This is a genomic window from Mucilaginibacter sp. P4_C11 (genome assembly GCF_056402115.1).
In genome coordinates this window covers 25,315-40,580 of record NZ_JBFUIA010000025.1, presented here as the reverse complement: position 1 = coordinate 40,580, position 15,266 = coordinate 25,315, and the positions used below count along the sequence as shown (strand labels likewise).

Annotated in this window: 14 protein-coding genes; 8 read left to right on the top strand and 6 right to left on the bottom strand. The window is 44.6% G+C overall.

What is annotated here, in order from left to right; all coding sequences use genetic code 11:
• Window positions 1-8 precede the first annotated feature (8 nt).
• From AC1DU2_RS21465 to AC1DU2_RS21430, 8 genes are all read left to right on the top strand, one after another.
• Complete coding sequence (locus tag AC1DU2_RS21465) at window positions 9-1,301, top strand: TolC family protein (protein WP_477386739.1); 1,293 nt, start codon at window positions 9-11, stop codon at window positions 1,299-1,301.
• 57 nt (window positions 1,302-1,358) lie between these two features.
• Window positions 1,359-1,943 carry a TetR/AcrR family transcriptional regulator gene (locus AC1DU2_RS21460; RefSeq protein ID WP_477386737.1) on the top strand — a complete coding sequence of 195 codons (585 nt, stop codon included), beginning with the start codon at window positions 1,359-1,361 and terminating at the stop codon, window positions 1,941-1,943.
• Window positions 1,944-2,118: 175 nt separating this feature from the next.
• A complete protein-coding gene (locus tag AC1DU2_RS21455; protein WP_477386735.1) occupies window positions 2,119-2,709 on the top strand; it encodes a TetR/AcrR family transcriptional regulator in 591 nt (196 codons plus the stop codon).
• Between the two features lie 214 nt (window positions 2,710-2,923).
• On the top strand, window positions 2,924-4,024 hold the full coding sequence (locus AC1DU2_RS21450; RefSeq protein WP_477386733.1) for an alkene reductase: 1,101 nt from the start codon (window positions 2,924-2,926) through the stop codon (window positions 4,022-4,024).
• 26 nt (window positions 4,025-4,050) lie between these two features.
• Window positions 4,051-4,854 carry an SDR family NAD(P)-dependent oxidoreductase gene (locus tag AC1DU2_RS21445; RefSeq protein ID WP_477386731.1) on the top strand — a complete coding sequence of 268 codons (804 nt, stop codon included), beginning with the start codon at window positions 4,051-4,053 and terminating at the stop codon, window positions 4,852-4,854.
• A gap of 23 nt (window positions 4,855-4,877) precedes the next feature.
• The gene (locus AC1DU2_RS21440; RefSeq protein ID WP_477386729.1) at window positions 4,878-5,645 is read left to right on the top strand and encodes an SDR family oxidoreductase; all 768 of its coding nucleotides are present in this window, start codon (window positions 4,878-4,880) and stop codon (window positions 5,643-5,645) included.
• Window positions 5,646-5,666: 21 nt separating this feature from the next.
• Window positions 5,667-6,668 carry an NADP-dependent oxidoreductase gene (locus AC1DU2_RS21435; protein ID WP_477386726.1) on the top strand — a complete coding sequence of 334 codons (1,002 nt, stop codon included), beginning with the start codon at window positions 5,667-5,669 and terminating at the stop codon, window positions 6,666-6,668.
• Between the two features lie 82 nt (window positions 6,669-6,750).
• Window positions 6,751-7,134 carry a DUF2147 domain-containing protein gene (locus AC1DU2_RS21430; RefSeq protein ID WP_477386724.1) on the top strand — a complete coding sequence of 128 codons (384 nt, stop codon included), beginning with the start codon at window positions 6,751-6,753 and terminating at the stop codon, window positions 7,132-7,134.
• Window positions 7,135-7,333: 199 nt separating this feature from the next.
• Here the strand turns inward: AC1DU2_RS21430 and AC1DU2_RS21425 are convergent, their stop codons facing one another.
• From AC1DU2_RS21425 to AC1DU2_RS21400, 6 genes are all read right to left on the bottom strand, one after another.
• The gene (locus AC1DU2_RS21425; RefSeq protein ID WP_477386722.1) at window positions 7,334-9,118 is read right to left on the bottom strand and encodes a carbamoyltransferase family protein; all 1,785 of its coding nucleotides are present in this window, start codon (window positions 9,116-9,118) and stop codon (window positions 7,334-7,336) included.
• Window positions 9,119-9,125: 7 nt separating this feature from the next.
• The gene (locus AC1DU2_RS21420) at window positions 9,126-9,275 is read right to left on the bottom strand and encodes a DUF5989 family protein (protein ID WP_477386720.1); all 150 of its coding nucleotides are present in this window, start codon (window positions 9,273-9,275) and stop codon (window positions 9,126-9,128) included.
• Window positions 9,276-9,284: 9 nt separating this feature from the next.
• Window positions 9,285-9,665, bottom strand: coding sequence for an SxtJ family membrane protein (locus AC1DU2_RS21415; RefSeq protein WP_477361906.1), 381 nt, complete (start codon window positions 9,663-9,665; stop codon window positions 9,285-9,287).
• Window positions 9,665-11,503, bottom strand: coding sequence for an SGNH/GDSL hydrolase family protein (locus AC1DU2_RS21410; protein ID WP_477386717.1), 1,839 nt, complete (start codon window positions 11,501-11,503; stop codon window positions 9,665-9,667). The genes AC1DU2_RS21415 and AC1DU2_RS21410 overlap by 1 nt, the downstream gene beginning before the upstream one ends.
• A 5-nt stretch (window positions 11,504-11,508) precedes the next feature.
• Window positions 11,509-13,485 carry a glycoside hydrolase family 127 protein gene (locus tag AC1DU2_RS21405; protein WP_477386715.1) on the bottom strand — a complete coding sequence of 659 codons (1,977 nt, stop codon included), beginning with the start codon at window positions 13,483-13,485 and terminating at the stop codon, window positions 11,509-11,511.
• Window positions 13,486-13,627: 142 nt separating this feature from the next.
• On the bottom strand, window positions 13,628-15,265 hold the full coding sequence (locus AC1DU2_RS21400) for a RagB/SusD family nutrient uptake outer membrane protein (RefSeq protein ID WP_477386713.1): 1,638 nt from the start codon (window positions 15,263-15,265) through the stop codon (window positions 13,628-13,630).
• Between the last annotated feature and the right edge of the window lies 1 nt (window position 15,266).

The window sequence follows — 15,266 nt, the reverse complement described above, 5'->3', positions numbered from 1 at the left end:
CTATTATCATGAAAACATTCCTATTATCAATATTCACTTTTATATGTCTGCAGGCCGGGGCCCAGCAGCATATCATATCTCTGCAGCAAAGTAAGCAGGCTGCCATAGCCTATAGTTACGCTTTAAAAAATGGTGAGCTGAGGATAAGCTCTGCAAAAACCGATGTAGCTGCAGCCAAGTCAGATTATCTCCCTTCGGTTAGTGCAACCGGGGTGGGTTTATTCGGGTTTAAAGATTTCGTATCGGCCGCGCCGCCATTATTAGAAAAAGGTATCAATAATTTTTACCTGTTTGGCGTGACCGGTACGGAGACTCTGTATGCTGGCGGCAAAATTAAAACGGGTAACCAGTTAGCGGCATTGCAGCTACAGGTTAGCCAGATCAATAAAAAACAATCAGCAGATTCTGTGATACTACTTACCGAGCAGAAATACTGGAACCTGGTAAACATACAGGAACAGCAGAAAACCATACTGGTCAATGAGGCATTGCTTAACACGGTGCTAAAAACGCAGAAGGATATGCTGGCATCCGGATTGATTGCCCGGAATGATCTGCTCAAAGTAAAAGTTCAGCTTAGCCAGTTGCTGGTTAATAAAAGCAAGCTGCAGAACGGCCGCCGGGTGGCCCTGCTGGATTTTTCTATGTATACCGGCATTGCCTTTGATTCGCTCATGGTGATGCAGGACACCCTTAATAAAAACGGCACCCCGGTATTACCCACCTTGCAGCCCGATACCAACCTGGACCGTAATGCCAATTATCAGTTATTAAGCAAACGTATATCCGGTGAAAAGCTACAGACCCGGTTAGCCGGTGCCGACAACCTGCCGAGCCTGGCAGCCGGTTTAAGTGCGTCACAGACGGGATCGATCAACAGCGGGATCGGGAGCAATTTTGCACCGGCCAGCTTTGTTACCCTGAGTATTCCTATCTCAAGCGGTTTATGGGGCCGGGGCAAGCAAAAGATGCAGAAGCAAAGAATCAATGAGCAAATAGCTCAAAACGATTTCCGCGACGGGCAAAACCAGCTGAGAGTGGGCATTATACGCTATTGGTATGATATGCAGGACCAGCTTACACAGATCAGCTATGCCAAAGACAACCTGGAACAGGCTACCGAAAATCTGAAAGTTAACCAGGATAATTACAAAGCCGGTTTGGCCACCATTTCTGAGGTACTGGATGCCCAGGCTGCTTATCAGCAGGCTTCAAGCACGGTTGCCACTGCATTTGCTGATTTTTATGTAAGGTCGGCGGTATATAATTTTGTTACCGCGAAAACCGAAAATCAGCCCTAAGGCCGACTTTAAAAAACATCCTTGAAGCGTTAGCAGTCAACAACTAAAGCAACCGGAATGGAAGATAAAAGAAAACGCCTGATTGATATTGCAATCCAGCTTTTTATCAATCATGGTATCATCAGTGTAACAATGGATGAACTGGCGAAAACAGCCGGCATGTCGAAGAAAACCGTTTACCAATATTTTGCCAATAAAGGAATCCTTGTCGAAGCTGTTGTTGACCAGCTGATCGGTCAATTTAAAAGCATCATCACTTCAAATATCGATACCGCAGATGACCCGGTACAGGAGTTAGTTCTTCAACAAAGTATTTTTAAACATTTGATCGCCGTACGGTACCTTTTTAACGACATGATGTTAAAAAGGTACCCGAGGGCCATGAAAGCGTTCCATGAATTTAAAATCAATCATCTGAAGATGGTTATTGAATCAAATTTGTCAGATGGCATTGCAATGGGATTGTACCGGACAGGTCTGGATGTGCGGGCCACAGCAGGTATTTATATATCGGTAGCAGACTTTTACCTGTTTAATAATACTGTAAGAAACCCGGCTGACCTATTTGAAGCGCTCCAGTTATTTATAAACGGAATAATTACCAATGACGGGCGTCGTCTCCTCGCCAATTATAATAAATAAAAGCAAGCGAATCTCTTTATAACATCTTATTGAGCAGCATATTAAGAAAGCGCGACTCCAGTTAATCTTCAGGACCACCATGATTGTCATCCTCATATCACAAAGCATATAATATACTAAAAAGTATTTTTCATTAAACTTTTTAGTATATTTTTGTATCGTAAAACTTACTAATATGCTTACCAAAGCCGAAAGAACAAAGCAATTCATCCTGGAAGCAGCAGCCCCTATCTTTAATCAGAAAGGGATATCCGGCGCTAATATAGACGACGTGCTTGCTGCCACAAAATTGACTAAAGGATGCCTTTACGGTCATTTTGAAGGCAAGGAAGACCTTGCCCTGCAGGTTGTTGACCACATGTTAAATACTAACGGCGAAAAAATGTTACTAACTATCAGCAAGGGTAAAACAGCGAAGGCTAAGGTATTTGCTTTTCTCGATTTTTATAAAGACCCTTTGAATACTTACCTTAAAGGCGGATGTCCTGTATTTAATATTGCGGTGGAATCCGATGATAACTTTCCGGCTATTAAAGAAAAAATAGCCGGAGTCATCCGGCATGGGCAGGAATTGTTTGTCAGTATTTTAAATCAAGGCATTGCCGGAGGTGAATTTTCAGACCAGCTTAATCCGGCTGTCTATGCGTTCAAAGCAGTGTCTGCTGTTGAAGGAGCTGTTGTGATGTGCAGGGCGATGAATACGGCAAAGCCGATGGCCGGTTTGCTCAGGAGCCTGAAAGCGGAGTTAGAAAGTTATGCGATATAATTTTTTTGATATAAAATATACTAAAAAGTCTTTTTTGTAAAGACGGCAAGTGTCTTCGAAATTGGGTCTTCAACCATACCCCGCAGATATCATTCAGTAAAAAACACATACAATTAAAATGAAATAAAATATACTAAAAAGTATAAAATAACAATTAAACAACGATAAACCAGGGTTGCAAACCTGCTTCCTGATACTATTTAAAATTAAAACAATGAATGATCAAATTATCTTCGAGCCATATAATTTAAATGGCCTTGCATTGAGCAACCGCATGGTAATGGCACCGATGACCCGCAGCCGTTCGGCTAATCCGGGTAATGTGGCTACAGAACTGACGGCACTCTATTATCAGCAACGTGCTTCGGCCGGTCTGATCATTACCGAAGGAACCTACGTCAGCCGTGACGCTATAGGGTACCTTAATGTGCCTGGAATCTATACGACGGCGCAGGTTGAAGGCTGGAAACTGGTTACAGATGCGGTGCATCAGCAAGGCGGGAAAATTTTCGCCCAATTATGGCATGTGGGACGATTATCGCACCCTGACCTGCTTGACGGCGAACTTCCGCTGGCGCCATCAGCGTTAAATCCGCTGGCCCAGGCATTCACCACTGAAGGTTTTAAAGACACGGTAGATGCCAGGGAGATGACAATGGGGCAAATCAAAAAGACCATTAATGATTTTAAACAGGCTGCCGCAAACGCGGTGGAAGCGGGTTTCGACGGTGTTGAACTGCATGCAGCCAATGGCTACCTGCTGCACCAGTTTTTCAATCTTTATTCCAATAAACGCCAGGATCAGTACGGCGGCTCCATCAAGAACCGTGCGCGCATATTATTCGACATCCTGGATGAACTGTATACGGTAATCGACATCAGGAAAGTAGGCGTAAGATTAAACCCTTCTCTTCACGGTATCCAGGGTATGATGCTCGACGAGGAAACCGTGGCTGTGCACGATTACATCGTTGCCAAATTGAATGAATATGACCTGGCTTACCTGCACCTGACCGAGCCTTTTACCGATGTTTCGGGCAATCCCTGGGCTATTGAGGAAGTTGCCAAACGTTACCGTCCGCTTTATGATGGCACTATTATCATTAACCGCGGATTTAACAAGGCAACAGCCGGCCAGGTATTGAACGATGGTGATGCCGACCTCGTATCATTCGGGGTTCCCTTTATTGCCAACCCTGATCTTGTTGAGCGCTTTAAAGCAGACGCGCCGCTCAGCCAGGCCGATCCGTCGACTTTCTACACGCCGGGAGAAAAAGGTTACACCGATTATCCGGTCATGACCGAGCAACAATAGTTTATGAAACAATAAAAAATAGGAAAATGAAACAAACGGTATTAGTTACAGGCGCCTCATCGGGCATCGGGCTGCTTGTCGCCAGCAAGCTCCACGAAAATGGCTACCAGGTAATCGGCACAAGCCGCGATCCGGAAAAACACCAGGCAAAATTACCATTTAAGCTACTGCCATTGGATCTGAATGATGACCATTCCATAGCATTTTTTGGCGAGCAACTGTTCAATCAGATCAAAACTTTAGATGTGCTGATCAACAACGCAGGTTTCTTAGTAAACGGACTTGCCGAGGAAACCCCTATCGAGTTAGGCAAGCAACAGTTTGAGACCAACTTTTGGGGAACGATCAAAATAACTAACGAGTTGCTGCCCTATTTCAGGAGGCAAAAACATGGAAAAATAATTACGCTTGGTTCCCTGCTGGGTTTAGTGAGTCTTCCAAATACTTCCTACTATTCGGCTTCCAAACATGCCCTCGAAGGCTATTTTAAGGCACTTCGGTTTGAATTGAACCAGTTTAACATCAAGGTGGTAATGGTTGAGCCGATCAGCTTCAAAACCAATATCGGCGAAAGTGCAACTGTAGCAAAAGGAACGATCGCAGACTATGATCAGTTCCGGCAGAAGGTCATCGCCTATACCAAAACGGCATTTGATAAGGCACCCGATCCTGCGCCGGTTATCGCTACTTTATTGCAGGCAGTGAAGGAAAAAAAACCAACGTTTGGTTACCCCGTCGGAAAAGGATCATCAATCGTACTCCTGCTTCAACATTTCGCCTATAAGTTTTTCGAGAAATCCATTCTGAAATCGATTGACGCTTCAAAATAGAATTAATAATAGAAATAAAAATCATGCAATTAAAAGGGAAAACGGTATTGATCACAGGTGGTGCATCAGGTATCGGACTGGAAGCAGCAAAACAATTTTTAGCCAATGGCGCCAGTGTAATCATCACCGGCAGAAACCAGGGGAAATTAGATGAAGCAAAGAAACTGTATCCAGCTATTACGGCTATCAGAAGTGATGTATCAGACGCGGGTGATGCGCAAGAGCTTTTTAACCAGGTGCAGCAATTGGGCGGTATAGACATTTTATATAATAACGCAGGGGTGTTAACTGACCCGATCAACCTCGGTACAGCAAACGATCAGCATATTGAGGATGCCGCGTATGAAATGAACGTCAATTACCTGGGCGTGATCCGGCTTAACAATTTGTTTATCGACATGCTTAAATCAAGAAAAGAAAGCGCGATCATCAACACCACTTCATTACTGAGTTATGTTCCGTCATTGCTGGAAGCCACCTACGCCGCATCCAAAGTCGCCTTGCAGTTTTACACCAAAGCACTGAGAAAGCACCTGCAAATTTTGAACAGCAGCGTAAAGGTTTTTGAACTTTTACCGCCGCTTGTTGCCACAGAAATGACAACTGATACGAACGGCAAAAAAATGACCACGGCAGATATGGTGAAAGCTTTTATTGCAGGCCTTCAAAAGAATCAGCTTACTATCCGTATAGGCGATACCAAGGTAGTGTATATACTGAACCGGCTTTTTCCGAAACTGACTTTTAATTTGGCTAATCCTAAGAAAAGTTACAAAGTAATAGCCTCATAAAACCATTATAACCATAGAAAAATGAAAGCTTTCATTATAGACAAATATAAAAACAAGGACGGCGGGCACATCGGGCAAATGCCTGTACCTGTACCACAGGCAGATGAAGTATTGGTGGAAGTACACGCTGCCGGTATCAACCTCCTGGATTCCAAAATCAGCAACGGGGAGTTCAAACTCATTTTGCCGTATAAAACACCGTTTGTTTTGGGTCATGATGTGGCGGGCGTTGTAACCAAAGTTGGGGCCCGTGTGCACCAATTTAAAGTTGGCGACGAGGTTTATGCACGGCCGGCAGATCACCGTATTGGAACCTTTGCGGATTTTATTGCAATTAAAGAAACTGATTTAGCGCTTAAGCCGAAAAGGCTGAGCATGGAGGAAGCCGCGTCCATCCCACTGGTGGGCCTTACCGCCTGGCAGGCATTAATTGAAAAGGGGAACCTGAAGAAAGGGCAGAAAGTATTCATCCAGGCCGGGTCAGGTGGTGTAGGCACATTTGCCATCCAACTGGCGAAGTACCTGGGCGCTACCGTGGCTACAACTACAAGTTCCGCCAACATCGAGTTAGTAAAAAGCCTCGGCGCAGATGTTGTCATTGACTATAAGAAAGATGACTTTGAGAAAGTGCTACATGATTACGACCTGGTTTTGAATAGCCAGGATGGAAACACGCTCGAAAAGTCGCTGCGTGTGTTAAAACCCGGCGGAAAACTTATCTTGATCTCCGGTCCGCCTGATCCGGATTTTGCAGAAGAGATCGGAGCCCCCTGGTTCGTGAAACTAATTATGCGCTTGCTGAGCTCGGGAGTCAGGAAGAAAGCCAAACGGCTTAAAGTATACTTTTCCTTTCTGTTTATGAAGGCAAGCGGGTCTCAGTTGAGGGAAATTACCTCCCTTATTAATTATGGCAACATCATACCTGTTGTAGACAAAGTTTTCCATTTTGAATCGATCAAAGAAGCGATGACTTATGTTGAAAGCGGACGTGCCAAAGGAAAAGTCGTTGTTAAAATTAAATAAAGTTGTTGCTTGTTAACGCAATATCTTAAACTCTCATAATGATGAAAAAATAAGAATAATATTATTGCTATGCCTTTTTACAGTGGTAAAAGCTTTTGCACAAATTCCAGAAGCCGATAAGATCTTAGGCGTATGGCTGAGCGACGATAAGACGGGTAAAATTGATGTCTATAAATCAGGAGGAAAGTATTTTAGCAAACTGATCTGGGGAAAAACGATGTACGAACCGAATGGAACGACCTCCGGGAAAGACATTAAAAACAAAGATGAAAGATCGAGGTCCCGTAATCTCAAAGATCTGATTATACTCAACGATTTTACTTATCATGACGACACCCGGGACGGTGGCCAGATTTACGATCCTTACAGTTGTAAAACATACAGTTGCCCCCCCATTCTCCTAAGGTATCGTACAGCCGGAGGATCTGGTTGTGCTCAACCGCTACCCGTACTATTTCCTCCCTGACATCCTATTAGAACCGGACGGTGATCCTGGTCGAAAACACAGTATATAACAGAAAAAAATCAAAGGTGCCGCAATTTAACGTGCGGCACTCTTTAAAGCGCATCGGATATGGCCGCAAACTGCACTCCAGCGTCAAATAGGGAGGCATAACCTAATGCATTAAATATTTAAAACCTATCTTGTCATACCAGCAAACCACTCATTTTTGCAGCAAAAAATCTTCCAATACTAAAATGTCCATACCTGTTTGTATAAAACATGCCAGGGCTTCCCGGGGGGTATTTACTATAGGTTCGTCCATACGATTGAAGGAGGTATTAACAAGGCATGGGCAACCGGTTAGCATGTAAAAAGCCCGAAGCAGGGTATAAAACTCTGTATTTTCCTGCGAATTAACTGTTTGCAAGCGGGAAGTGTAATCAATATGCGTTACAGCCGGGATAACGGATCTCTTGATTTTTAGTTTATCAAAGCCCTTAAATGTGTGTTCGTCTTCATTCCCGGATAGCCAAAACTCTTGTTTAATATTGGTTACCAACGACATATACGGACTGGTACCCGTCAACTCAAAATATTCTGCGGCGTATTCTTCTAACACGGCAGGTGCAAAGGGACGGAAAGATTCTCTGAATTTAATCTTTTGATTTAAAACATTTTGCATATCTGCATTACGCGGGTCGGCCAGGATGCTTCGGGCACCCAGGGCACGCGGACCAAATTCCATACGCCCCCTAAAGTAGCCTACTACTTTTCCATCGGCCAGGCAGGCGGCTACTTTTTTATTGAGTTTTTCTGTAGACAGTTCTTCAAAGCAGATATCATATTCTATCAAACATTTCCTGATTTCATGGTTAGAAAAAGACGGTCCTAACAGCGAATTCTGCATTTTATCATTTCCCCCGGTATCCTTTCGCGCATCCTGCGAGTACCCGTAATACACCGCGTACGCCGCTCCCAATGCCCCACCGGCATCCCCCGCGGCAGGTTGGACCCAAATCCGTTTAAAGCCCGACTGTTTCAATATTTTCCCGTTCGCCACGCAATTTAGCGCCACACCGCCGGCCATGCACAAATCGTCAATTTGGTATTCCCGGTGTAATGTCGATGTTAGGGTAAGCATGACCTTTTCGGTTACTGCCTGGATAGAGCATGCCATATCCATGTGGAACTGGCTGAGCTCTTCCCCGGCTGTCCTTGGCAAACGGCCAAATAGTTGGTGAAAGTTGGACGAGGTCATGGTGAGACCTGTGCAGTAGTTAAAGTAGCGCATATTAAGGCGAAAGGAACCGTCATCTTTCAAATCTATCAGATGTTTAAAGATTTGGTTGATATATACAGGTTCACCATAGGGTGCAAGGCCCATTACTTTGTATTCATCACAATTTACTTTGAAGCCCAGGTAATAGGTAAAGGCCGAATAAAGTAAACCTATGGAGTGGGGAAAACTGATTTCTTTTACCTGTTCTATCCGGTTATTGGTACCAATGGCTACCGAAGTGGTTGGCCACTCCCCTACGCCATCAGCTGTTAGTATTACGGCTTTGGTAAACGGCGATGGATAAAAGGCCGAGGCCGCGTGCGACTGGTGATGTGTAGTAAAAAGCAGTTTATTAGCTTTAGGGTTCCAGTTGCCATCAATGCTTTTTAACTGTTTAATGAGGTTTTTCTTTAAAAACAGCTTATCCTTTAGCCACAAGGGCATGGCTTGCATAAATGAAAGAAACCCTGCCGGGGCAAAAGCCAGGTAGGTTTCTATTAGCCTTTCGAATTTCAGGAATGGCTTTTCATAAAAAACAACATGATCTACCTGGCTGAGCGTGATTTTGGCTTCCCTAAGGCAGTAAAGGATAGAATTCAGCGGGAAGCTTTCATCATTCTTTTTGCGGCTAAAACGTTCCTCCTGTACCGCGGCTACAATGTGATCATCGTTTAACAGGCAGGCCGCGCTATCATGAAAATATGCCGAGATTCCAAGCGTGTACATACCCGGCTTAAAAAACACTATAGATAAAAGGCGCCAATACCGATCCCTGGGCCAGAAACAAAAACAGGCTTAGTACAAACAGAAAAATAAATAAAGGCCAAAGCCACAGTCGTTTCCGCGACCATAGAAACATCAAAAACTCACCTATAATTTCCATAACATCTATTTAAAATTGCTGCTCCAGGGTGCTGCTTGGTGCCGGTTTTGTGGGTTTCCAATACGAGCCACCTGGTTTTGTTTTCAGGTCAAGACCTTGCTTGCCCAGTAACCGCATGATAAGGCCAATCGGGCTTATCACTAAAAAGAACACCAGGAATAAAATAATGGCCGTATTGATCATCCCCAAAACATCGCCGATTTTTCCCCACAATATCCTTATGGGATTTAATATCAATGGTACTGTTAACGCGGTAAGCACGAGCGATGCCCCCACAACAGTAAGCGTCAAAGAAAAATGATGACGCACAAGCTGCTGATATATTGAGATAAAGAGGCAAGCAGCACCTATTATCAACCCAAATTTTCGATTTAGCACTTTTTGTTCCATCAGTTATATTTTAAAGCGGCTTCATCGGCACCAATGGCGTGATAATTTGCTGCTATCCTGTCATTGGCTATCTTATCCACGGATTGCAATGTTGTCTTCTTTAGCCTGATGATATCTAAAACCATGGCCCGCATACTACGCAACCCCGCGTATGCCGGGTTTTGCTGTAAAGCCATGTCAATATACGGGAGGGCATTGACCGGCAAATCGCTTTTTAAATATACCAGGTAAATATTTTGAATATTCGTAAACGATGGCTCCAATTCATAGGCTTTTTTAAAATAGTAAACCGAATTAGCAGTATTGCCCAATTCAAAACTTAAACGACCAGCATAAACCGGGTAAGTGGCATTTTGAGGTTTTTCAAGCATCACGGCTTCAACCGCCTTAAGCGCCGTTTTTTTATCGTTGGCCTGCATGCTGTACTTAAAAAGCTGGTTCATGGCATCAAGCCAGCTTATGCGATTTACTGATAATGCCCCCGCAAGCTGTTCCTCTATACTGCTGCCGCGTTTAAACCCCGCTGGAATAGGCTTATTGAATGGCCAGCCGACTTGCAGCATCATTATGGTATAAGCGCCATAAAGCGAGTCAACCTTGGTCACCGGCATTTTGTCAATAAGTTCAGCAAGGCTCATGTCCTTTGCTGCATGAGCTTTGATCAGGTTCGAATCTTTGATCGACTGATAAAAAGCTTCAGAAAGCAAGGCATAACCATATAAATTGGGGTGCACATGTTCCAGCAAAGTTTCGCTGCCTAAAATGCGGTGGGGCGAATGTTGTTCAAAAACCTCAAGCGTGTTAACCAAATGAACATTACTGTATTTTTTAGCAAGGCCGACAATGGCCTGGTTCATGGCCTCGGGTGCCCTGAAACGTAACTGATCGAGCTCTTTTGCTTTAATATACTGTTGTTTGGCGGCTACATAATTTCCGGCCTGATAAGATGCCCTTGCCAGCGCAAACTGATTATCGGCCGAGGCTTCTGTTTTACCCAATCTGCTAATAAATGGTTTCAGATCTTTTTGATTACTCACCAGCGTGCTCAAAAAAACGGGCACCTTTTGCTGCTGCATAAAATTGCACAACTCATCCATGTTGCTTCTAAACTGATCAATCCCGGCTTTGTACGCGTCAGACTGGTAGCCTATCTCCTGTTGCCGGGCCATACGCTCCATCAGGTTATTACGCTGATCAACATCCGCAGATGCCGGCTTAAAACTGTGCGTCGTGTTATTGATCAGCTGTACCAAACGCAGTTCTTTTAGCGCAAGCACTGTTTTTACCAGCAGGCGGTTATTGGCAATATGACTGGTTGACCCTATTCCCAAAGCCCCGTAATATTCATTATGGCCGGTGTATATCAGCACCGCGTCGGGCTGGTACTTTACTACCTGCTTGCCAAAATCAAGCACGGTGTAAGAGTTTACCGCCGTGAGCGAAACGTTAATAACCTCAAACTGTAAGCCCCGATAAGTATGCATAAGGCGATATTGCAGCCAGCGGTGAAACGACCCATTATGCAGGTAAGGATAACCGGCGGTAGTCGATTCGCCCAATACAAAAACCCTGAATGTATTTTTAGCTTTTACTACTTTGAAGGGTTCAATACTGCCTTTGGTAGCATTTGCCGTATCGGTAAAATATCGCTCAGATGCATATTGATTAATAACCCAATAATCGGGATTATCGGGGTAGCGGATAAACAGGTTGGTATTGTGCCCGTAATTGAACAGGCGCAAAAAAAGCTCGGCAAAAAATAGAATAACCAGGGGCAAGCAAAAAGCAACAGCCCTAAACCATCTTAATTTTTTGCCGGAGAGCTTCTCGTTCTTCATCAATATTATTTGCTGTTATTTGCCTCGGGAAACCAAACTGTCATCTCGCCTTTGCCGCGGTTGGCCCATGAGTAATAAGGGATGGCAGTAAGTTCCACCTTTTTTGCAGCCGCGCTGTTAATGCCTTTACTCAATACCTCTCCTTTTAAAACAGTTATACCRTTTAATAAGCCTGCTTCGGCTACTGGTGTAAAGGTTGCGTTTGCAGGAATAACAATGGTGCTTACATCGGCTTTATTATCGGGCCATTCGGCACAATACATAATAGGGCCACGCTGTAAAGCTGTTTTGCCATGATCCTCGGCAAGGGCTTTATTGGCAACAACCTTTTTTACCTGCATAGGCAAATCCAGTTGAATATTGTCGCCTTTTTTCCATTTTCTGTTTATTACAGCATAACCATTTTCAATTTTATAGCTCAATGGCTTGCCATTTAGTTTTATGCCGATGCGGGCGACGGCTTTATTCTGAAACGAATACAGATCGGATGGAATAGCCTCGGCCCTCGCCCAGCCTGGTAACCTTACACGCAAGGCAAAGGCAGCAGGTGCCTCTGGCGATACATCAAATGCAAGCGCACCATTCCACGGGTAATTGTTACGTTGTACTATGTTTACCTTTTTCCCCTCAACCTTAAGAGCGGCAGTGCCTGCTATAAACAGGTTAATAAACACATCTTTATCTTTTTGGGCATAAATGTAACCCGATAGCGATGGCAGGAAACGCGCCATATTGGTTGGGCAGCAGGAACATTCAAACCAACCAGACCGGCCAGCCTCTAAAGCCGGATGCGTGAAGCCATTGGTTACCTGCATGGCATTGGTATAAAAAAACGATTGCCCATCCAGGCCAACACCCGATATAAGACCATTGTATAACACCTTTTCCAGTACATCGATGTATTTAGCCTCGCCATGCAGCAGGAACATGCGTTGGTTCCAGTATACATCGCCAATGGCGGCACAGGTTTCGTTGTAAGCAGTGGCGTTGGGCAGTTCATAATCTGCCCCAAAACGCTCACCGCCCGGTACGGCCCCAATTCCTCCCTGAACATAAATTTTCTTGCTCACCATGTTATTCCATATCTTATCAATAGCGGTAAGGTATTCCTTATCGCCCGTTAAGGCAGCCACATCCGCCATGCCCGAGTACAGGTACATGGCCCGCACGGCATGGCCCTCGGCATCGTCCTGATCAATAACCGGTTGGTTATCCTGCCAGTACATCCCGTTTTTCCATTCATCAGCACTGGTTTTATCATAGGCGCGATGACCGCGTTCGTCAATAAAAAACTTAGCCAGGGTTAGGTATTCTTTTTTCCCCGTAATGCGGTACAGGCGCACCAGGCCCATTTCTACAATTTCGTGCCCCGGCGCTACATGTCTTTTACCCGGGCCGAAGGTTTTAACTAACAAATCGGCATTACGCAAAGCTATATCCAAAAAATTGCGTTTATTAGTGGCCAGGTAGTGTGCGGCGGCGGCCTCAAACATATGGCCCGAATTGTACAGCTCATGGCTCAATTCGTTCTCTTTAACCCAACGTTCCGGGCCCGACCATAGGTGCGGGTGCAATGGGTCGATAGTGCGGGCAGTATATAAATAACCATCGGGCTCCTGGGCTTTACCCACTATAGTGATCAGCGAATCGACATAAGCGTCCAGCCTGGGATCGGGATGAACGGCCATGGAATAAGATGCGCCTTCAATGGTTTTGTAAATGTCTGTATCATCAAAAGGGAACTTAGTACAAAACTTACCGGTCCTGGCAGCCGCCATTTCAAAGTTTTTTACCCGGCCGGTGTTTTCGCAACGGGCAAATGATGCCGGTATGGTAACCGTGCGGTTAGTTTCAATCCGTGGCGACCAAAAATGATCATCGAGCTTTACATTGGTAAATGATACCGGTTTTATAGGATAATCTTTGTTTTGCGCGTATGCAACCCCACAATAAAACGATAAAACAATTAGTATTCTCTTCATTTTGTTTGCGTTATAAAAGCTAAAAGCGGAATGCAAAAAGCTTAAAGCTATTTAATTAACTATCAGTATTTTTTGAATAAACTAATAAACTTCATATGAAAGGCACAGGATATAAGCTACATCCTGTGCCCTTGGTAATTTATTAATAACCGGTATTTTGTTTAAGGTTGGTATTTTTAACAACTTCCTGCCGTGGTAATGGCAGCAAAGCGCGGTAATCGCCGTTTGGCGAGTGCGACAGCCATGACTTTTTAGTATAAACCCCAAAACGAATCAAATCCTGCCTGCGGCGGCCTTCAGTATTAAACTCCCAGGCCAGCTCGTCTAAAAACCTGCCGTATTGAATATCGGTACCACCTTCGTGCGTGGTATTAATGTGATTTCTTAAACCGTAATCATACGTACTGCCTTTTTGCAAATCGGCACCGGTAACAGTAGCTTTTGCAGGGTTGGCTGTAAAATTACGCTGCCTAACCTGGGTAACTAACAGGGCTGCGCCGTTGGCATCGCCAGATCTGAGCATGCTTTCTGCTTTCATCATTAACACATCAGCATAACGGAACAACGGAAAATCATTGCTTAAGCCCAGCAAAGCACCTTGCTTGTACTCAAACTTACCAAGCCTGAAACCGTGCACCTCCTCGGTTGAGTCGACACCGGGCACCACGTTAATGTAATTAAGCGGTTTACCGGTATAAGCCCCCAGTGAGCCGTTGATAGGCACGCCGGCCAAAGTGTATTGCTGCCCTTGAATCCAGTTGCTTTTTAACCTGCTATCATCAGGATCAAACGTGTTGATAAATTGCGGTATAGCACAAATGCCGCCCCATGGCGAGTATTGGAAGTTATAGGTAGCCTGGTTTTCGGGCTCGAGGCTTTCCATATGTAAAGCAAAAGCGTTAGCACCATCGGCAGTAAACTTTTCATCAAAAGGGATTGCGAAAATGATCTCTTTTGAGTTTTGATTTTCGGTGGCAAAAACCGAGCTCTGGCTTGCTTCCAAACCAAAACCAACGCCTGAGTTGATAATGGCATTGCACTCGGTGATACATTTATCCCACGCAGCAGTACCCGTATATACACCCGCATTAAGGTACACTTTAGCCAACAATGCATGTGCGGCCCATTGGTTAAACTTACCATAGGTTGTTTGATCGTTTGCCTTGCTTAACAAGGGTAAATTGGTGGTAATTTCTGATACGATAAAATTATAAACTTCCTGCCTGCTGCTCTGCGTTGGTAAAAACCCTGCCGGTAAATCAAATTTGGTGATGATGGGCACGCTGCCAAAAAAATCGCAAAGCGGATAGTAGAATGATGCACGCAAAACCTTCAGTTCGGCCAGGGCAGCGTCTTTACCCGTTGTAATAGGGATAAGGCCATTTTCAATCTGGTAAATAACCCGGTTACAGGTAGTGATACCGGCGTAGGCATTGTTCCATATCTGGTAGCAGTTATCCTCATCAGATGTCCATTTATGTTCATGTACCCGCCGATAAATGCCACCATCTACCCAGCCGTTAGGGCGTTCGGGAATTACCAGCTCATCGGCCGAGATTTCGTTTGTTCTGAAAACGGAGTTGGCACTACGTCCAAGTTCCAACGGGCGCCAATAGGTATACCCTGCGCCAAGTAATGAGGCCAGATCTTCGGTACCCGGCGTAAAGTTGCTCGCTACAATCGTGGAGTAATCCTTATCTTTTAATTTGGTGCAGGAAAATGTAATAGCAACAGCAGTTAAAACTACCGCGCTGCTTAATATATAATGTATCTTTTTCATG